The organism is Arthrobacter sp. P1_D12, from assembly GCF_056406175.1.
On record NZ_JBFUAR010000009.1, the window covers coordinates 173,028 to 192,829 of the forward strand.

The following is a 19,802-nucleotide window of genomic DNA, read 5'->3' on the forward strand; positions in this document are numbered from 1 at the left end:
CCCGATGACGGCGTTGCCATTGCCGCGCGGGCACCGCATCGACCGGGTCGCCGTCGTCATGCCCGCAAACAACGAGGAAGACCACCTGGAACTGGCGTTGGAGGCCGTCCAGCGGTCCGCGGACGCCCTCCGCAGGGTCCGGTCCGACGTCGAGACCCGGGTGACGGTGGTACTGGACAGCTGCACGGACGGCTCCGCCGCCGTCATGGCCGGCTTCGCAGCCTCGGACCCGCGTTTCAGCGCACTGGCGGTCAGCTACCGCAGCGCCGGCGCCAGCCGGGCCGCTGGCGTCCGGGCCTCCGGCATCGGCGTGACCCGGCGGCGGCCGCCCGGCCAGCGCTGGACGCCGCCGCCCTGGGCCGGTCGGACCTGGCTGGCCAACACCGACGCCGATTCCCGGGTGCCGGAGAACTGGCTGGTGCACCAGCTGGCGTTCGCCGAGGCCGGGGCCGACGCCGTGCTGGGTTCCGTGGAACCGGACCCCGCCGGGATGGACCCTGAGCTGCTCCGGCGCTGGCACGAACGCCACCCCTTCCGCGAGGACCACCCCCATATCTATGGCGCGAATTTCGGGGTCCGGGCTTCCGCCTATCTTGCCGCCGGAGGGTTCGCCCGGGTCACGTCCGAAGAAGACCGGACCCTGGTGCACAGCCTCCGCAGCCGCGCCTTTACGGTCACCGCAACGGACAGCATCAGGGTCATGACCTCCGGCCGGACCCATGCCCGGGCGCCCCACGGCTTTGGCACCTACCTGCGGAGCCTGGGCCACCTGCTGCCGCCTGCCGGCTGAAGATTCATTGACGCCGGGACCCGGCCGCTCCACACTGAAGAAGTGACGGACGATGCGAAAGAACCCAGCATTGATCAGGTTGTCGAGCGTCTGGCTGCCAGGTTTCCGCACGTACCGCGGATGCACATCGCCGGTATCGTCGGCGAGGAATTCGATGCCCTGAACGCAGGCCGGATCCGGACCTACATACCCACACTGGTTGAGCGCGGTGCCCGCGTGCGGCTCAAGAGCGAGTTCGGGATCAGCGCCGCCGAAGACTAACGCACGTGACGCCGCCCCCTAGCCGCGAGTTCGCCGGATGCGCGCGACCCGGCACCCCCGCACCCCGCGTGACCCCGCACCCTCGAGTTCGCCGGATCCGCGCGACATCGCCGTATAGTTCCGGCGATCCCGCAGGTGTCCGGCGATTTCGACGGCGGCGGCCCGGGGCAGGCGGCACAGTAGCCGGAGGGGGCGCGCGGGTCCAAAGCCCCTGACCCCGGAACACCGATCCCGCGCAGTATGGGTCCACCGACAATCCACAGGAGTGCTGTGATGGCTGAATCGCCCGTGTTGTGGTTTGACGAGATCGGCATGGCCGACGTCCCGCTGGTCGGCGGGAAGAACGCCTCGCTCGGCGAGCTCATCCGGACCCTCCAAGGCGAGGGGATACGGGTCCCTGACGGGTTCGCCACCACAGCCGCCGCGTACCGCTCGTTCGTCGCGGCCAACGGGATCGACGCCGCCATGCGATCGCGCATTGCCGCCTACCGGGCCGGGGACGCCACACTGCGCGCCACCGGAGACGCCATCCGGGACCTGTTCCTGGCCAGCGAGTTCCCCGGCGACATCGCCGACGCCATCCGCGCCCACTACCGGACCCTGGGGGACCGGGCCGGCATGGACCGGCTCGCCGTGGCCGTGCGCAGCAGCGCGACGGCGGAGGACCTCCCGGACGCGAGCTTCGCCGGGCAGCAGGAGACCTTCCTGAACATCGCGGGTGAGCGGGAACTGCTGGACGCCTGCCGCCGCTGTTACGCCTCACTCTTCACGGACCGGGCCATCAGCTACCGCGAGGTCAAGGGCTTCGACCACATGGACGTCGCCCTCTCGATCGGCGTCCAGCGGATGGTGCGCTCCGACGTCGGCGCCTCCGGGGTGATGTTCTCCATCGATACCGACTCGGGCTTTCCCCGCGCCGCCGTCATCAGCGCGGCCTGGGGCCTTGGCGAAACCGTCGTCCAGGGCACCATCAATCCGGACAAGTACCTGGTCTTCAAGCCGCTCCTGACAGAGTCCGCGGCCGCAGAGGGCATCACCCCGATCATCGAGAAATCGCTCGGCTCCAAGGCCCGGAAAATGGTCTACAGCCGCGGCGGGAGCGCCCGCACCCGGATGGTGGACACCTCGGAGGCCGAGCGCCGGGCCTTCGTGCTGGGCGACGCCGAGATCCTCGCCCTCGCCCGCTGGGCCGTCACGGTCGAAAACCACTACGGCCGGCCCATGGACATGGAATGGGCCCGCGACGGCGAGACCGGGGAACTCTTCATGGTCCAGGCCCGGCCCGAGACGGTCCAGTCACGCCGGACCGGGCCGCAGTTCACCATCCACCACCTGCTGGAACAGGGGCCCGTGCTCGCCACCGGATCGGCCATCGGCGACTCGATTGCGCACGGCACGGCCTGCGTCATCCGGACCGCGGCGGACATCGCGACGTTCCGCGACGGCGCCATCCTCGTGACCGAAATGACCGACCCGGACTGGGTGCCCATCATGAAACGGGCAGCCGGCATCGTCACGGACCACGGCGGCCCCACGAGCCACGCGGCGATCGTCAGCCGCGAGCTGGGTGTCCCCGCCGTCGTCGGAAGCGGCAACGCCACGGCCGTCCTGGCCGAGGGCCGGCCCGTGACGATCTCCTGCGCCGAAGGTGATCTGGGCCGGGTCTACGACGGCACCCTGGCGTTCGAAACCGAAGAGGTGGACCTCGGCGCGCTGCCTGCGACGCGCACGGCCGTCATGGTCAACATCGCCAGCCCAGCCGCGGCCTTCCAGTGGTGGCGGCTGCCGGCGGACGGCGTCGGGCTTGCCCGGATGGAATTCATCATCAGCAGCCTGATCCGCGTCCATCCCATGGCGCTTGTCCACCCGGAACGGGTCACGGATCCGGCCGAGGCGCACCAGATCCGGGAGCTGGCGCAGGCCTATGCGGACCCGGCCGAGTACTTCGTGGACGCCCTGTCGCTGGGGATCGCCAAGATCGCCGCGCCGTATTACCCGCGCCCCGTGATCGTCCGGCTCAGCGACTTCAAGACCAACGAATACGCCCACCTGCTCGGCGGTGGCGCCTTCGAGGAACCGGAAGAGAATCCCATGCTCGGGTTCCGCGGCGCCTCGCGCTACTACGACCCCCGTTACCGCGAGGGGTTCGCGCTCGAATGCGCCGCGCTCAAACGTGTCCGCGAGAAGCTCGGGTTCACCAACGTGATTGTCATGGTGCCGTTTTGCCGCACGCCGCAGGAGGCGGACAAGGTCCTGGCCGTGATGGCCGAGCATGGTTTGGTCCGCGGCAGCAACGGGCTGCAGGTCTACATGATGTGCGAAATCCCCTCCAACGTGGTCCTGGCCGAGAAGTTCGCCACGCGGTTCGACGGGTTCTCGATCGGCTCCAACGACCTCACCCAGCTGGTCCTGGGCGTGGACCGTGACTCCGGCCAGCTCGCGGCGCTCTTCGATGAGCGGGACGAGGCCGTGATGGCGATGATCAGCGAGGCCATCCGCAAGGCCCACGCCGCCGGCATCAAGATCGGCATTTGCGGGCAGGGACCGAGCAACCACCCGGAGTTCGCCGCGTTCCTGGTGCGCGAAGGGATCGACTCGATCTCCCTGAACCCGGACAGCTACCTCAAGACCGTGCCGCGGATCGCGGAAGCGGAGACTGAGTCAGCCGTCGCGGCAGCAGAGACAGAGTCTGCCAGGAAATAGTCATCCCGGTAGCGGGGCCTGCCGCGCGCTTTCCCGGGACCGCACCGGGCTGGCGGCGCCGTGGCGGCCGGGGCCGAGTGAACGCAGGGCATTGAGGATCGTGGCGAGGTCCACCAGTTCCTGGGACAGGGCGCCGGCGATGGCCGGCACGTAGCCCGCGGCCGCGGCCAGCATGAGGGCCACGCTCAGGCCGATGCCGATCCAGATGCTCTGCAGGGCCACCTGCACGGTGCGTTGCCCGATCCGGACGGCGGTCCCCACCTTGGAAAGGTCATCGAGGATGATCACGACGTCGGCCGACTCGCCGGCCGCCGTCGAGCCGCGGGCGCCCATGGCGATTCCGACGTCGGCGACCGCCAGGACGGGGGCATCGTTGACGCCGTCGCCGACCATCATGACCGGACGGTCCGGCAGCGACCTGACGGCCTCGACCTTGTCCCGCGGCAGGCATTCGGCGCGGACGTCGGTGAGCCCTGCCTCGTCCGCGATGTGCCGGGCCGTGGCGAGCGCGTCACCGGTCAGCATGACCGTTCGGCGTACGCCCAGGGCCTTGAGGTCGGCGAGGGTGCGGCGGGTCTCTTTGCGGATGGGATCGCTCATCACCAGGGCGCCCACGAATTTTCCGCCGGCACCGACGTAGATGGCGAGCTCGCCGCTGGCCAGCCCCTCCTCCGCAACGCCGGACGCCCACTCTGCGACGAACGCGGGCTTGCCCACCACCACGTCCTGGCCGTCGAACCTGGCGCGGACCCCGTGGGTGGCGAATTCGGTGGCTTCGGTGGCGGCCGCGAAGGGCAGGGCCCGGTTCCGGGCGGCCTCCATCACCGAGGCGGCCAGGACATGCGAGGAATACTGTTCCGCGGACGCCGCCAACTGCAGGACCTCGTCCTCTGCGAGGGGCCCGGCGGTCCGGATACGCAGCAGGGACGGGCGGCCGTACGTGAGGGTCCCTGTCTTGTCGAAGGCGGCCGTTTTGATCCGGCTCAGCTGTTCCAGCACCCCGGCGTACTTGACGATGACACCGGAGTGCGCGGCGCGGCTCATGCCGCCGAGGAACGCCACCGGCGCTGCGATCAGCAGGGGGCACGGCGTGGCCACCACGAGGACCTCGGCGAAGCGTTCCGGGCTGCCGCTGATGATCCAGCCCACGGCGCCGAGCACGTACGCGAGGGCCGTGAACGGCACGGCATAGCGGTCGGCGAGCCGGACCATGGGCGCCTTGCTGTCCGCCGCCTCCTGCACGAGGGCGACGATCCGGCTGTACTGCGAATCCTCCATGCGCGCCGTGACCCGCATCCGGACCGCGGCCTCACCGTTCAGCGAACCACTCATGAGGCCGTCCCCGGCGGACCGCTCCACCGGCAGGCTCTCCCCGGTGAGCGAGGACTCATCGAACGAGCCGGACTCGGAGAGCAGGACGCCGTCCAGCGGGACCACCTCGCCGGGCCTGACCAGCAGGATGTCCCCGATCTCGACGTCGGCGGCCGCCACGTCCTCGTGTTGGCTCTCCGTTGGGGTTCCGGCGGCGGCGGGGGTTCCGGCTGTGTGGGTTCCGGCTGTGTGGGTTCCGGCGGCGGAGCCGTTGCGCTCCCGGTGGGCCGTCTGCGGGACGCGTTCGAGCAACGCGGTGAGTTCGCCCTTGGCCCGGCCGGCGGCGTAGTCCTCAAGGGCAGTGCCGCCCGCGAGCATGAGTACGACGATCATCGAGGCGACGTACTCGCCCACCAGCACGGTGCTGACGATTGCGGTGACGGCCAGGATGTCGATGCCGAACTGGCCGCCTGCGAGCCGGCGCGCCATCCCGACGGCGAGGTAGGCCGCCACGGCCAGGGCATAGACGCTCGCAACGGCCCGTGCTATGCCTTCTTGCCCGGAGAACAGCAAGACCAGCACGGCCAGCAGGACGACGAGGGTCCCGGCCACGAGCGGATACCGGAGTACGAATTTCACGGATGTTCCGCCTTAGCTTCGTATCAGTTTTGGCGTCTCCCTGAATCCTACTGCGCGGCCGCGACCGGCTTGCCGGGACGGCCTCCCGGACCGTCCCCGGACCTCGGCATGAGAGGCTGGAAGAGCATCCGTCCCGATCAAGCGGGCCGGCGCGCAGGGACCCGATACAGGCGATGGGCGCGGCGCAGCACAAGCGATGCCAGGAGGAATGACGTGCGAAGCAGTTCAGAGACCGTCGACACCCGGACCGCCCTGGTGGTGGGGGCAAGCGGAATTGCCGGATCCGCCCTGGTGGACAGGCTCGTCGAGGAGGGCTGGGACGTGGTGGGGCTCTCCCGCAATCCCCTCCGCCGCCGTGACGTACGCCATGTGAGCGCGGATCTGACATCCGTGGAGAACCTGCGCGAGGCCCTGGCAGGTGTTTCGCCCACCCATGTGTTCTACACCGCCTGGTCCAGGCGGAAGACCGAACAAGAGAACATCGACACAAACGCGGGCATGCTGCGGAACGTCCTCGCCAGCCTCAACGGCAAGCCTGTGAAGCACGTCGCCCTCATGACCGGGCTGAAGCACTATCTGGGCCCGTTTGAGGCGTATGCGGCCGGGGAAATGCCGGACACCCCCTTTCGGGAGAGCGAGCCGAGGCTGCCGACGCCGAACTTCTACTACGCCCAGGAAGACGAGTTGTGGGCTGCGGCCGCGAAGCAGGGCTTTGGCTGGTCCGTGCACCGGGCGCATACGGTGATCGGGCATGCGGTCGGGAACGCCATGAACATGGGGCTCACCCTCGCCGTTCAGGCATCCATCTGTAAGGAACTGGGCCAGCCGTTCATCTTCCCGGGCTCCGAGACGCAGTGGAACAGCCTCACGGACATGACCGACAGCGGACTGCTGGCGGACCACATGATCTGGGCGGCCACAGCGGACAACGTTGGCGACCAGGCCTACAACATCGTCAACGGCGATGTCTTCCGCTGGCGGCGCATGTGGCCTGCGCTGGCCGACTACTTCGGGGTCGAGCCGGTGGGTTACAGCAACGAACCGCGGCCATTGGAGCAGCAAATGAGCGGCATGGAAGGCGTGTGGTCGGGCATCGCCGCCCGCCATGGGCTGGCCGAACCCGACCTCGCGCAGGTCGCCTCCTGGTGGCACACGGACGGCGACCTGGGCCGGAACCTCGAGGTGGTCACGGACATGAGCAAGAGCCGGCTCGCCGGTTTCACCGGGTACCGCCGCACGGAAGACGCCTTCCTGCAGCTGTTCGACCGGTACCGTGCGGACGGCCTGATTCCAGCTTGATTCCGGCTTGATTCCGGCGTCCTCCTACGCTGCGACAAGGCCGCGCGGGCCTTTCAGCACTGGACCGGCCGTGACCGGTGGGGCCACAGTGAACCATGCGGTCCATGATTAGCGGCGGCCGGCGCCGGCTGATGATGATCGCGGCCGTCGTGGCTGCGCTCGGGCTGCTCGCCGCCGGCGTCGCGGTCCTGCTGTTGCCGGGGACGCCGACGGCGTTCCCGCCCGCATTTACGCCTGTCACCGCGACGGCATCCGGATCCGCCTCCGCAACTGCCTCCATCCCCGCAACTGCCTCCGCCTCCGAGACACAGACCCCTGCCTTGACGACCGCGGCATCGCCGCCCCCGGGCACCAGCCTGCCTGCGCCGGCCGTGCCGGTTCCCGTCCCGCCGCCGGCACCAGAACCAACCGAAGCCGCTCCCGTGCCGCCTGCGGTGCCCCCCGCGGCGCGGTTCCCCGCCGCGCTCGCCGGCCACGACGTCGAGAGCATCCCGGGCGCCGGAACCGTAGTGGCCCTGACCTTCGACGCCGGCGCCAACGCTGCCGGACTGCCGAGCATCCTGCAGAGTCTCGCCGCCGCGGACGTGCGGGCCACGTTCTTCCTTACCGGCAGCTGGGCTGCCGCGAACCCCGGAGGAGTGGCGGCGATCGTCGCCGGCGGGCACCGGGTGGGCAACCATTCCATGACGCATCCGGCATTCACCGGGCTGCCCGACGTCGGCATCAAGGACCAGGTCCGGTCGGCCGAAGAGGCCATCCGGACGGCCGGGGCTGACCCGCGGCCGCTCTTCCGGTTTCCCTTCGGCGACCGCGATGCCAGGACCATCGCCACCGTCAACAACCTCGGCTACCTTCCCGTCCGCTGGAGCGTCGACACCCTGGGCTGGAAAGGCACCAGCGGCGGAGTGACGGCGCAGGTCGTGGCGGACCGCGTCCTGTCGGGCCTGCAGCCGGGGGAAATTGTCCTGATGCACATCGGCTCCAACCCCGACGACGGCACCACCCTGGACGCCGCTGCCCTGCCCCAGGTCATCAGCCGCATCCGCCAGGCCGGCTACGGCTTCACCACCCTCGATGCAGTCCTGGGCTGAGCGCGGCCGGGCCAAAGGCCGCTGTTACTCCGCAGCGACCGCCGGTAGGACTGGGCCATGACGGAGTCGCCCACAGCTGCCGCCGCGCTGGCGTGTCCCTGGCGTCGGTGCGGTGACTTGCTTGGGGTGGTTCCGGGCTATGTCGCGTCCATGTGCAGCACGGCTGCTCCGGTGATCCGGTCCTCCGCCAGGTCCCGCAGGGCCCGGTCCGCGGCCTCGAACGGGTACGGCACAGTGGTCGGGCGGAGCGGGATCTCGGCGGCGAGCCGGAAGAACTCCTCGCCGTCGGCCCTGGTGTTGGCTGTGACACTGCGCAACTGGCGCTCTTCGAAGAGCTCGTCGGCGTAGTGCAGCGACGGAATATCGCTCAGGTGGATGCCCGCGACGGCGAGCGTCCCGCCGCGGTCCAGGGCCCGGAGCGCAACCGGCACCAGCCCGCCCGCGGGGGCGAAGAGGATCGCGGCATCCAGGGGATCGGGCGGTTGTTCCTCGGCCCCGCCCGCGAACGTCGCGCCCAGGTCCAGGGCCAGCGCGCGAGCCTGCGCGGACCGGGTCATGACGTACACGCGCGCACCCCGGTAAAGGGCGATTTGGGCCGCCAGATGCGCGGAGCCGCCGAACCCATAGATGCCCAGCCGTCCGCCGATCGGCAGTTCGGCCCGGGTCAGGGCCCGGTAGCCGATGATGCCTGCGCACAGGAGCGGCGCAGCCTCCTCATCGCTGAACGTCTCCGGGATCCGGTAGGCGAAGTTCTCCGCCACGGTGATGAGCTCGGCGTACCCGCCGTCGCGGTCCCAGCCGGTAAACGTGGGGGACAGGCAGAGGTTTTCCTGGCCGCGCAGGCAGAACCGGCAGGCGCCACAGGTGCCGCCCAGCCAGGCCACGCCCACCCGTTCGCCGATGCCGAACCTGGCGGCCCCCGGTCCCTGCCCGATCACCTCACCCACTACCTCGTGGCCCGGGATGACCCCGGCATGGCGCGGCGTGAGGTCGCCCTCGGCCAGGTGCAAGTCCGTGCGGCACACACCGCAGACCCGCACTTTCAGCAGGACTTCGCCGCGTCCCGGCACAGGATCCGGGCGGTCGGCTGCCACGAGGGGGCCGGTGGACATGGGGCCCGGAAGTCCAACTTGCCATGCTCGCACCGCGGCCTCCTTCTTGCAGCGTCTGCAGGTCCGAATCGGTTGCGCTGGCGGCGGCTAGCGGGTGACTAGCACGTTGCAGCGCGCCTTGTGCAGCACGGCGGAGACCGTGTTGCCGGCTCCGGCCGCAGGGTTGTGGGTCCCGAGCACCAGCACGTCGGCGTCGTCCGCGGCGTCGAGGAGCTCCCGGGCCGCATGGCCCTCACGCAGGACGCCGGCAACCTCCAGCCCGGGCGCCATCCCGCGGGCCTCGTCGATGGCGCGCTCGAGCAGATCCTGGCCGTGGAGCAGGGCATGGCGGCCGTGCTCTTCCCGTGCCCCGCCGCGCAATGGATCGACGTGGACGAGGTGCAGCGGGGCGCCGAGGACTTTGGCCAACCGGATGGCCTCGGCCACCGTGGCGGGGCTGCGGGGCGAGGCGTCGACTCCCACGACAACGGGGTGGGCCCGGCGGCGCGGGCGCCGGATTATCATCACCGGGCAGGGTGCCGAGCCGGCCAGATCGACGCAGACCGAGCCGGCCACCTGGCCCAGGACGGCGCCGAGGCCCCGGCTGCCCACTACCAGCAGCCGTGCGTCCCGGGAGGCGTCGCGCAGCACGGGCGCCGGGAGCCCGGCCTCCATGACGCCGTCGACGGCGGGGCCCGGACGTTCCGGCTGTTGCCCGGTAACGGCGCGCTCGGCCCCCAGCGGTGCGCCAGCGGCCGCTTCGCGTGCGGCGCCGCGTGCCAGCTCGATGCCCTCGGCGAGGACGGCTTCCGCGGAATGCCGCAGCCCGCTGCCGGCCACGCCCTTGACAGGGCCCAGGTTCTTCGTGAAAACCGGCCACACCCAGGCGTGGATCACCAGGAGGTCCAGCCCGGCCGCGGCCGCGTATTCGGCCGCCCAGCGAACAGCGAGTTGGGCGGCCCCGGATCCGCCGTAGCCGACCGCCACGGTGCCGCCCTGCTGCCCTGTGGGTGCCGACATTTTTCCTCCCGGCTCGTCGGACGCACCCCTTCGCCCGGCACTATGTGCAGCCCCAGTAGAACCCTGCGGCCCGGGAATGTGTAGGGGCTTTGGTCCCGCGGGCTGGCCGCGTCCGGGGCCGCGTCAGGGGCTGCCGGTGAACTAGGGTTGAAACATGCACAATGCGGGGGATAGCTGATGGCCAAGCGGGGCAAAGGGCGGGGCGTCCAAGCCGCCGGGCCGGGTGTTGTGGAAGTGCCCAAGGGTTCCCGCCCGGCCGGTCCTTTGGCCGGGGTGTACTACATCGATACCGGGGACTGCGAGCTGATCCCGGACCAGGACAATTCCACCGGCTGGCTCCTGCGCATCAACGGCGTCATGAGCTCGCACATTGACCTCGCGGACCCGTTGTTCCTCGACTTCGAGTACATGCGCTGGATAGCAGCCCTGGTGGAGTCGCGCTGGCCGCGGGAGCCTGGGCCCAAGCTGCGCGCCCTGCACCTTGGCGGGGGAGCATGCTCACTGGCGCGCTATTTCCACGCCGCCTACCCGGACGCCCGCCAGGTGGTGGTGGAGCTGGACGGCAAGCTCGCCGACTACGTCCGGGGCTGGTTCGACCTGCCCAAGGCGCCGTTGCTGCGCCTGCGCGTGGGAGAGGCCCGCGAGGTCACCGAGAGCCTGACCCCGCAGACCCGGGACCTGATCATCCGCGACGTCTTCGCCGGCTCGCTGACCCCGCGGCCGCTGACCACCCGGGAATTCATCGAGCACGCCAAGCGCGTCCTGGCCCCCGGCGGGATATATGTAGTCAACTCCGGCGACGCCCCGGACCTCAAGAATGCCCGCGAGGACGCCGCGACCATCGCCGACGCCTTTGCCTACACCGTGATCATCGCGGATCCGGCCATGCTGAAGGGCCGGCGCTTCGGCAACATGGTCATGGCCGGCAGCGATGTCCCGTTCGACGACGACCCCGGCCTCGCGCGGCGCCTGCTCGGCGGTGCGGTACCGGCCCACATCTGGAACGACGAAAAGGTGCGGGCGTTCGCGGCCGGCGCCGCCGTCCGGCATGACCCGAAGTCGCCCGTGCCCGCTGAGCCGGCCGCGGAACCGCCCGTTCCCGCTCAGCCGCCCGCCGAGCCCCCGGCCGGGCCCCGCGCAGGGACGCCGACTGCTCCGTAGCGGCCCTTTTGCGGCACTATATTTGCGGCACGATAAAGGCGGCTACGGAGCAATCGATGGGGCTGCTCCCCGTCCCAGCAGGGCATCGCGGTGCGCCGCGGTCTGCTCCCGCAGCGCCTGCACGAGCGCGGCCACCGCCGGCCGGCGCATCGAATCGGGCCGGAGCACCATCCAGTAGGGCAGCAGCTCCGCGAATTCGTCCGGCAGGAGCCGGACGAGGTCCGGATGCAGGTCGGCCGCGAAACAGGGCAGGAACCCAATCCCGGCGCCGGCCCGGGTGGCCTCCACGTGGACGAAGACGTTGGTGGAGCTCAGCCCGTCCCGCATGGTGGGCACCAGCCGCCGCGGGGCGTCCAGATCGTCCACCTGCAGCATCGAATCGACGAAGTAGACCAGTGAGTGGGCCGTCAGCTCCTCCACGGTGGCCGGGGTGCCGTACTCGGCGAGGTAGCCGCGGGAGGCGTACATTCCCAGCATGTACTCGCCGAGCCGCGCGGCCTCTGCCCGGTGCACCTGCGGCTCGCCGACCACCACCTCGATGTCCAGGCCGGACCGCTGCTGGAGCGCCCGGCGCGTCACGGTGATGATCTCGACGCTGAGGCCGGGATGGTCGCGGCGGAGCCGGGCCACGGCCGGGGCGGCGATGTAGGCGCTGAATCCATCCGTCGCGGTCATCCGAACTACGCCGGTGATGGGGTCCGGGGTGTGCCCGGGCTGCTCGAGGGTGCGCACGGCACTCTCGACCTGCTCGGCCACCCGAACGGCCTCGGCACCGAGTTCGGTGAGCTCCCAGCCTCCCGAGGCGCGGGAGAGCACGCGGCCACCCAGCGCCTTCTCCAGCGCCGCGATCCGGCGGGAAACGGTGGTGTGGTTCAGTCCGAGCGTCTGTGCCGCCGTCGTGAATTTAGCCGAACGGGAGACCGCGAGCAGGACCAGCAGGTCATCGGGATTGGCGTTCATATCTGCAATTCTGCACATAGCGGGTGCTGGTTTGGCCATTGAATCGCCGTGGATGTGCGGCAATACTCAATGAAGCCATTTCAGTGCTGTGCGTCACAGCGCGTGTCACCGTGGACACTAAGGAGAATCAGATGAGCGTAAACGAACGCTCTGCAACAACCGCCGCAGCACCCGCATCCAAGGGTTCCGGGCTCAAGAAAATCGTCGCCGCATCGATGGTGGGAACCGTCGTCGAGTGGTACGAATTCTTCCTCTACGCCACCGCCGCCACCCTGGTGTTCGGCAAGTACTTCTTCCCCGCCACGGGCAACGAACTGGACGGCATCATCCAGGCGTTCCTGACCTACGCCGTCGGTTTCGTGGCCCGACCCCTGGGCGGCATTGTCTTCGGCCAGATCGGCGACAAGCTCGGCCGCAAGCCCACCCTGCAGCTCACCATCATCATCATCGGTGTCTCCACCTTCCTGATGGGCTGCCTCCCGGGCTTCGCCACCCTCGGCTACCTGGCGCCGGCGCTGCTGGTCCTCCTGCGCTTCATCCAGGGCTTCGCCCTCGGCGGCGAATGGGGCGGTGCAGTCCTGCTCGTCGCCGAGCACAGCCCCAACAAGTCCCGTGGCTTCTGGTCCAGCTGGCCCCAGGCCGCCGTTCCCGTGGGCAACCTGCTGGCCACCCTGGTCCTGTTCATCATGTCCAACGTGCTCAGCTCCGCCGACTTCCTCAGCTGGGGCTGGCGGGTGGCGTTCTGGCTTTCCGCCGTGATCGTGTTCGTCGGTTACTACATCCGCACCCACGTCTCCGAATCGCCCATCTTCCTCGAGGCCAAGGCCCAGCTGGAAGAGGATCAGTCCGCCAGCTACGGCGTCCGCGAAGTCATCCGCAAATACCCCAAGGGCATCCTGCAGGCCATGGGGCTCCGGTTCGCGGAAAACATCATGTACTACCTCGTGGTCAGCTTCGCGATCGTCTACCTGAAGTCCGTGCACAAGTACGACACCTCCTCGCTGCTGCTGGCCCTGCTGATCGCCCACGTCGTCCACTTCCTGGTCATCCCGCAGGTCGGGCGCCTCGTGGACAGCTGGGGCCGGAAGCCGGTCTACCTCATCGGTGCTGTCACCGGTGCCACCTGGCCGTTCTTCGCCTTCCCGATGTTCGATACCCGCAACCCGGTGATCATCGTCCTGGCCGTCACGATCGGCCTGTGCCTGCACGCCTTCATGTATGCCGGCCAGCCGGCCCTCATGTCGGAGCTGTTCCCGACCCGGATGCGCTACGCCGGGGTCTCCCTTGGCTCGCAGGTCACCTCGATCTTCGCCGGTTCGCTGGCGCCGCTCCTGGCCACCCAGTGGCTCAAGGACACCGGCTCCTGGCTGCCTACCGCGATCTACCTGCTGGTCGCCTGCGCCATCACCACCGTCGCAGTGCTGACCCTGAAGGAAACCAAGGGCATCGCGCTGGAGGACGTGGACCGGGCCGACGCCGAACGCGAAGGCCTGCCCGTAGCAGCCACCCGCTGAGCTGCTTGAGTTTTGGGSCSGCTCCAGCCCCCCGGGGGCCCGCACGGAAGGCTGAGTTATGGAAAACACGCTGAACGGACGCAAGGCCCTGGTCACCGGCGGCGCCGGCGGGATCGGCGCGGCGAGCGTCCGGGCCCTGGCTGCGCGCGGGGCCAAGGTGGTGATCGCGGATATGGACGAGGCCGCAGCCGCCGCGCTCGCCGACGAGGTCGGCGGCACCGCGTGGGCCGTCAACCTGCTCGACGTCGAATCCCTCCAGACGCTCAGCCTGGACTGCGACATCCTGGTGAACAACGCCGGAATCCAGCGCATCAGCCCCATCGAGGAGTTCGATCCGGCCGACTTCCGCCGCATCATCACCCTCATGCTGGAGGCCCCGTTCCTGCTGATCCGGGCCGCGTTGCCGCACATGTACGCCAACAACTTCGGCCGCATCATCAACCTGTCCTCCGTGCACGGGCTCCGGGCCTCGCCGTTCAAGAGCGCCTACGTCTCGGCCAAGCACGGGCTCGAGGGCCTGAGCAAGGTAACGGCCCTCGAAGGCGGGGCGCACGGGGTCACCTCCAACTGCATCAACCCCGGCTACGTCCGCACGCCCCTGGTTGAATCGCAGATCGCGGACCAGGCCAAGGTTCACGGCATCCCGGAGTCCGAGGTGCTCGCCAAGATCATGCTGACCGAATCAGCGGTCAAGCGGCTCGTGGAGCCCGAGGAAGTGGCGTCCCTGGTGGCGTGGCTGGCATCCGACGACGCCGGCATGGTCACCGGCGCCAGCTACACGATGGACGGCGGCTGGTCCGCGCGGTAGCCCGGGCCGGGCTGCCGTGCGGGCGGCACGGACATGGTCCGCGTGCTCGCTCGTTCCTCCCCGCCGTCTCCCTGGCCTCGCAAGCTCGGCCAAGGAACCCGGACGGCGTGGGCCCTGCTTAGACGCACGCTTCCACATGCCCGCCGCCGCCCGCTTCCATCTGCTGGGCGACAGGAATCCGCTAGTTCTTGTTGCCCACGAGCGCCAGGGTGCCGCCCAGCCCGATCATCATCACGCCGCCGGTGGTGCTGAGAGCGGCGATCCGCCGGGGGGAGCGCGCAAACCAGTGCCGGGCCGTCCCGGCCGCGAGGGACCACGTGCTGTCCGAGACCAGGGCAATGAGCAGGAAGACCGCACCCAAGGCGGCGAGCTGCACGGGAATCGCTCCGGCCGAGTAGTCCACGAACTGGGGAAGCACGGCCACGAAAAACACAATCGACTTGGGGTTGGTCGCGCCGACGATGAAGCCCTCCCGGAGCACGCGGGCGGTCGAGGCCGGGTTCGAGGACGACGCCGCCGCCGCGCCGCCGCCGCGGTGCCGGATCGCCTGGATCCCGAGGTAGACCAGATAGGCGGCGCCGGCGAATTTCACCACGCTGAACAGCAGCAGGGACTGTGCCAGCACCACGCCGACGCCCAGGGCCACGGCGGCGATCTGCACCACCTCTCCCGCCGCGTTTCCCATGACGCTCAACAGCCCGCCCCTGCGTCCCAGGGCCAGCGTCCGTCCGATCACGAACAGCACGCTGGGCCCCGGGATGGCGATGAGCACGAGGGCGGCAAGGGCAAAGGCCAAGAGGTTGGTGGCGGGGACCATGCCTGATCCTAACCCCGTGAGGGCCCGCCCGGGAGCGTCTTAATCCCTTGGGTGCGAGCCCCCATCACCGCCCGGCGGGAACCTGCGGGAGCTGGGCGGTTTCGTCGACCAGTTCCGCCCGCGCCCGGCCGTGGCCGCGGACCCAGAGGCGGTAAGCAAGTACCAGGACGCCCAGCCAGACGGCGCCCACGTACAGCGCCACCCGGGTGTCCTCGAAGGCGCCCAGAATCACGATCACCAGGGCCATGAACGCGATGGTCAGTATGGAGGCGGCGGGCCACCACGGTGACGGGAACTCCGACGCCGGCAGGGACTTGCGGGCGATCTCGCGTTTCATGGCGACATGGGAGGCCAGGATCATGGCCCAGACCCAGACGGTCGCGAAGGTGGCGATCGAGGCGATCAGCAGGAAGACGTCTTCCGGGATCACGGCGTTCAGCACCACCCCCACCAGCAGGATGCCGGTCATCATCACCACGGTCATCCACGGCACCCCGTGACGGGAAACCTTGCCGAAGCTCGCCGGTGCGTGGCCCTGCCGGGCCAGGCCGAAGAGGATCCGGCCGGCGCCGAAGATGTCGCTGTTGACTGCCGAGAGCGCCGCCGTGATCACCACGGCGTTGAGGATGTGGGGTGCGGCGGGGATGCCCAGGCCGCTGAAGATCTGCACGAAGGGGCTGCCGTTGCTGCCAATTTCGTCCCACGGGAACAGGCTCATCAGCACGCCGAGGGTCAGCACATAGAACAGCAGGACCCGGACGGGCACGGTATTGACGGCCTTGGGGATGACCTTTTTCGGATCGGCGGCCTCACCGGCGGTGATGCCGAGGGTCTCCACGCCGCCAAACGCGAACATCACCACGGCGAAGGAGGCAAGGAGTCCTTCGAACCCGTTGGGGAACAGGCCTCCGTGATCCACGAGGTTGCCGAGCCCTGGTGCCACGGTGGCGCCGCCGGCCTGGAAGCCGAAGACGATGATCGCCGCCCCGCCCGCGATCATGGCGATGATGGCCGCCACCTTGATCAGGGAGAACCAGAATTCCAGCTCGCCGAACACCTTGACGCTGAGCAGGTTCAGGGCAGCCAGGAAGAAGATGATGGCCAGGATCCAGACCCAGCGCTCCACGCCGGGGAACCAGAATCCCATGTAGATGCTGAACGCCGTGACATCCGCGATGGCCACGATCGCCATCTCAAAGACATAGGTCCAGCCCGTCATAAACCCGGCCAGCGGTCCCAGGTAGCGGCTCGCGTACTGGCCGAAGGACCCGGACACCGGATGCCGCACCGCCATTTCGCCGAGGGCACGCATCACCATGAAGACCGCGGCGCCGCCGATCATGTAGGCCAGCAGGACGGCGGGCCCGGCCTTCTGGATGGCGGAGGCGGAGCCGTAGAACAGCCCCGTGCCGATCGCCGAGCCCAGCGCCATGAAGCGGATGTGGCGGACGTTGAGTCCCCGGCTGAGTACGGAGTCGACGGCTGCGCCGACGGCGGTGGCAGCGCTGCCGGTGCCGGCCTCGGCAGGAGCCGCCTTCGTGGCGGTTTGGGCTTGTTGCATGCGAATACCTTCTCGTCATTGGGAGGGGGATCGCCATCCAGCAGACCACGTCCGGCCTTGCTGTGAGGAGTCTCACGGGAACTTCGTGTCTTTGATTTCAGACTGTGCGGCGCCCCCGCGCGGCGCCGGTCGCCGGCGTCGTCGAACCCCAACCGGCGGGGGAGCGGCGAAAGAGCTTGACAACATGTCAGGATTTCTTCACATTCAAGGTGTCGCGCGGCGCCTGCGGTTACGGAATGGCGAGCTGACCCAGAGGAGAAGCACCATGAAAGCGATCGTCCAGGATGTTTACGGTTCCGTTGAAGTGCTGGAACTGCGCGACGTCGACGCCCCCGTGCCCGGCGACGACGATGTGCTGATCCGGGTCCGGGCAGCCGGTGTCGACCAGGGCGTCTGGCACCTCATGACGGGCCTTCCGTACCTGACCCGCGTGGTCGGCTACGGGCTCAGGAAACCGAAGACCCGCATCCGGGGCCGGGCCGTGGCCGGCCGGGTGGAGGCTGTCGGCCGGAATATTGTCGGCTTCCGGACCGGGGATGAGGTGTACGGCACCTGTGAGGGATCCTTCGCCGAATACGCGTGCGCAAAGGAAGGCCGGCTCGCGCTGAAGCCGAAAAACCTCAGCTTCGAACAGGCCGCCGCCGTCCCGATCTCGGCCGTCACTGCCCTGCAGGCGCTCCGGAACGCCGGCAGGATCCAGGCCGGGCAGGAGGTCCTCGTCATCGGCGCGGCCGGCGGTGTCGGCGCGTACGCGGTGCAGCTCGCCAAGGCGTTCGGGGCGCAGGTGACGGGGGTGTGCAGCACCGCGAAAACCGATCTGGTCCGCTCGATCGGCGCGGACCACGTCATCGACTACACACATGACGATTTCGCAGACGGATCCCGGCAATTCGACCTCATTGTGGACACCGCCGGCAACCGCCCGCTCACCGTCCTGCGGCGGGCGCTCAAGCCGAAGGGCACGCTCGCGATCGTCGGCGGGGAAGGCGGAGGGCGGCTGACGGGCGGATTTCAACGCTCGCTCGGCGCCGGGCTGCTCTCCGTGTTTGTCGGCCAGCGGCTCAGGGGCGTCATGGCCGCAGAGCGGGCGGAGGACCTCCGGTTCCTGACCGGGCTCATCGAGGCGGGCGCGGTGACCCCGGTCATCGGCAAGAGCTACGCCCTGGCGGACGCGCCGGCGGCAATCCGGGACCTGCGTGATGGACACCTCCGCGGGCAGGCCGTCGTCACTATTTGAGCCGGAGCGGTCAGGCCTTAGCCGCCGCCTACGGTGTGCCGGCCGGGAAGCGGGCGACGTACTGCCGCTGCCACGGGGTTTCCACTGTCCGGCGCCGGTACTGGCGGCGGACGTAGGACACAGCCTGGCCGGGCGGGACTCCGTCCAGGATCGCGATGCAGGCCAGCGCAGTGCCGGTCCTGCCGATCCCGCGCCAGCAGGCCACTTCAACCCGTTCGGCCTCGGCCCGGCGCCAGGCCTCCCGGAACGCCTCCAGGGCGTCCGGCTGGTCGACAGGCAGCCGAAGGTCGGGCCAGGGCACCCATCGGGACTCCCACCCCACGGGCGGCGGCTGCTTGCCCAGCAAATACACGCCGAACTCGGGAAACGGCCCGGCCGGAAGGGGGTAGTGCAGGCCGCGGCCACGAACGAGCCGGCCGGACGGAAGAGCCATGATGCCGTCCGCGGAAGCTTCCCACGTGTGCTTCATGAACCGATCGTAGTCCGTCCTGCCGCCGGTTGTCCGTGACCAGGAAGGGGCGGATGTCAGCGGTATCCGGCGGCATCGGCGTCGAGTCCTGCTTCCTGGACCTCAACGAGGTACCTCCAACAGTCCGGCTGCGAGCCGTCGGTGTCGGTGAAGCCGTACTCGCGGGCCAGCGCGCCGGACGAATACGAGCCGCCCGTGCGGCCGAGCACATTGGGATCCGCCGCCAGGGCCGCGACCGCACGCCCGACGAACAGCGGGCTTTCCGAGATCGCGGCGAAGTGCGGTTGCGTCCCGGCGGACTCCCGCCAGTTTGCCTCGGTGACGCCAAAGTGTTCGAGCATCATCTCCGAACGCATCCAGCCGGGCGTCAGCGCCACCGCCGCGCAGCCGGAGGATCTCAGCTCCTCCGCCTGGCTGAACGCCAGGCGGAGCACCGCGGTCTTGACGAGGTCGTAAAACACGGAGACCCGGTAGTGCTCTGCGTTGTACTCGCGCGTGCCGTCGGTCATCTCCACCACCAGGCCGCCGGGGCGGCGGGTGAGCAGCGGCAGCGCGAAGTGGCTCGTAATGAGGTGGGTGTCCAGGCCGAGGTGGAGCATCTGCAGCCCGGCATTCAGATCGTGGGCCCAGAGCGGAGTGTTCCATTCGATGAAGTCCTCGCCGCCCCAGATGTCGTTGACAAGGATGTCCAGCCGGCCCTGCTCGGCGTCGATCCGTTGCACGAGGGCTTCCACCTCGGCGGTCTGGCGGTGATCGACCTCGACGGCGATTCCAGTGCCGCCCGCGGCGCTGACAAGCCCGGACGTCTCCTCGATCGTCTCGGGCCGGTTGTAGTCGGAACGGTGGCGGGAGGTGGTGCGCCCGGTGCAGTACACCACCGCTCCTGCCTCGCCGAGGGCGACGGCGGTGCCGCGCCCCGCGCCCCGGGTGGCCCCGGCAACCAGGGCGACCCTGCCCGACAGTGCTGTATTCACGTCTTGCCTTCCCTCCGGGACCTTACGGGCTGGGCTCAGCCGGCGACGGGCCGGCTCCTATGGCGGGGTCCGATGGCGGGGCACGCACCGGAAAGC

The 19,802-nt window shown here is 69.4% G+C and carries 17 protein-coding genes; 9 read left to right on the top strand and 8 right to left on the bottom strand.

Annotated elements, in window-relative coordinates; genetic code table 11:
- The first annotated feature begins 4 nt into the window (after positions 1-4).
- From AC1DZV_RS08865 to ppsA, 3 genes are all read left to right on the top strand, one after another.
- Positions 5-790 carry a glycosyltransferase family 2 protein gene (locus tag AC1DZV_RS08865; protein WP_476953485.1) on the top strand — a complete coding sequence of 262 codons (786 nt, stop codon included), beginning with the start codon at positions 5-7 and terminating at the stop codon, positions 788-790.
- A 42-nt stretch (positions 791-832) separates the two neighbouring features.
- Positions 833-1,051 carry a three-helix bundle dimerization domain-containing protein gene (locus AC1DZV_RS08870; RefSeq protein ID WP_028277122.1) on the top strand — a complete coding sequence of 73 codons (219 nt, stop codon included), beginning with the start codon at positions 833-835 and terminating at the stop codon, positions 1,049-1,051.
- 273 nt (positions 1,052-1,324) lie between these two features.
- Positions 1,325-3,754, top strand: a complete 2,430-nt coding sequence (ppsA, locus tag AC1DZV_RS08875; RefSeq protein ID WP_476953486.1) for a phosphoenolpyruvate synthase — start codon at positions 1,325-1,327, stop codon at positions 3,752-3,754.
- On the opposite strand, the gene AC1DZV_RS08880 is transcribed toward ppsA, so the two are convergent.
- On the bottom strand, positions 3,755-5,704 hold the full coding sequence (locus AC1DZV_RS08880; protein WP_476953487.1) for a heavy metal translocating P-type ATPase: 1,950 nt from the start codon (positions 5,702-5,704) through the stop codon (positions 3,755-3,757).
- Between the two features lie 213 nt (positions 5,705-5,917).
- Here AC1DZV_RS08880 and AC1DZV_RS08885 point away from each other — a divergent pair, with 213 nt between their 5' ends.
- Positions 5,918-7,003, top strand: a complete 1,086-nt coding sequence (locus tag AC1DZV_RS08885) for an SDR family oxidoreductase (protein ID WP_476953488.1) — start codon at positions 5,918-5,920, stop codon at positions 7,001-7,003.
- A 104-nt stretch (positions 7,004-7,107) separates the two neighbouring features.
- Complete coding sequence (locus AC1DZV_RS08890) at positions 7,108-8,094, top strand: polysaccharide deacetylase family protein (RefSeq protein WP_476950715.1); 987 nt, start codon at positions 7,108-7,110, stop codon at positions 8,092-8,094.
- Positions 8,095-8,231: 137 nt separating this feature from the next.
- On the opposite strand, the gene AC1DZV_RS08895 is transcribed toward AC1DZV_RS08890, so the two are convergent.
- Complete coding sequence (locus AC1DZV_RS08895) at positions 8,232-9,239, bottom strand: zinc-dependent alcohol dehydrogenase family protein (protein ID WP_476950716.1); 1,008 nt, start codon at positions 9,237-9,239, stop codon at positions 8,232-8,234.
- 54 nt (positions 9,240-9,293) lie between these two features.
- Positions 9,294-10,205, bottom strand: coding sequence for a universal stress protein (locus AC1DZV_RS08900; protein WP_476950717.1), 912 nt, complete (start codon positions 10,203-10,205; stop codon positions 9,294-9,296).
- A 177-nt stretch (positions 10,206-10,382) separates the two neighbouring features.
- On the opposite strand from AC1DZV_RS08900, the gene AC1DZV_RS08905 reads away from it, so the two are divergent.
- Positions 10,383-11,366 (top strand): spermidine synthase, encoded by a 984-nt coding sequence (locus AC1DZV_RS08905; RefSeq protein WP_476950718.1) that lies wholly within the window; start codon positions 10,383-10,385, stop codon positions 11,364-11,366.
- Between the two features lie 42 nt (positions 11,367-11,408).
- Here AC1DZV_RS08905 and AC1DZV_RS08910 read toward each other — a convergent pair whose 3' ends face one another.
- Positions 11,409-12,326, bottom strand: a complete 918-nt coding sequence (locus AC1DZV_RS08910; RefSeq protein ID WP_476849839.1) for a LysR family transcriptional regulator — start codon at positions 12,324-12,326, stop codon at positions 11,409-11,411.
- 131 nt (positions 12,327-12,457) lie between these two features.
- On the opposite strand from AC1DZV_RS08910, the gene AC1DZV_RS08915 reads away from it, so the two are divergent.
- Together AC1DZV_RS08915 and AC1DZV_RS08920 are read left to right on the top strand one after the other, a co-directional pair.
- A complete protein-coding gene (locus AC1DZV_RS08915; RefSeq protein ID WP_028277130.1) occupies positions 12,458-13,840 on the top strand; it encodes an MFS transporter in 1,383 nt (460 codons plus the stop codon).
- 58 nt (positions 13,841-13,898) lie between these two features.
- Positions 13,899-14,648: a 3-hydroxybutyrate dehydrogenase gene (locus AC1DZV_RS08920; protein WP_028277131.1), complete on the top strand. Its 750-nt coding sequence runs from the start codon at positions 13,899-13,901 to the stop codon at positions 14,646-14,648.
- Positions 14,649-14,829: 181 nt separating this feature from the next.
- Here AC1DZV_RS08920 and AC1DZV_RS08925 read toward each other — a convergent pair whose 3' ends face one another.
- The gene (locus AC1DZV_RS08925) at positions 14,830-15,465 is read right to left on the bottom strand and encodes a LysE family translocator (protein WP_476950719.1); all 636 of its coding nucleotides are present in this window, start codon (positions 15,463-15,465) and stop codon (positions 14,830-14,832) included.
- 64 nt (positions 15,466-15,529) lie between these two features.
- Complete coding sequence (locus AC1DZV_RS08930; protein WP_476953489.1) at positions 15,530-17,026, bottom strand: amino acid permease; 1,497 nt, start codon at positions 17,024-17,026, stop codon at positions 15,530-15,532.
- A gap of 265 nt (positions 17,027-17,291) precedes the next feature.
- Between AC1DZV_RS08930 and AC1DZV_RS08935 the strand changes: the two genes are divergently transcribed.
- On the top strand, positions 17,292-18,263 hold the full coding sequence (locus tag AC1DZV_RS08935; protein WP_459383657.1) for an NAD(P)-dependent alcohol dehydrogenase: 972 nt from the start codon (positions 17,292-17,294) through the stop codon (positions 18,261-18,263).
- Between the two features lie 28 nt (positions 18,264-18,291).
- Here the strand turns inward: AC1DZV_RS08935 and AC1DZV_RS08940 are convergent, their stop codons facing one another.
- Both AC1DZV_RS08940 and AC1DZV_RS08945 read right to left on the bottom strand, forming a co-directional pair.
- Positions 18,292-18,732, bottom strand: a complete 441-nt coding sequence (locus AC1DZV_RS08940) for a protein-tyrosine phosphatase family protein (protein WP_028277136.1) — start codon at positions 18,730-18,732, stop codon at positions 18,292-18,294.
- Positions 18,733-18,788: 56 nt separating this feature from the next.
- Positions 18,789-19,706 (bottom strand): SDR family oxidoreductase, encoded by a 918-nt coding sequence (locus AC1DZV_RS08945; protein ID WP_476953490.1) that lies wholly within the window; start codon positions 19,704-19,706, stop codon positions 18,789-18,791.
- Between the last annotated feature and the right edge of the window lie 96 nt (positions 19,707-19,802).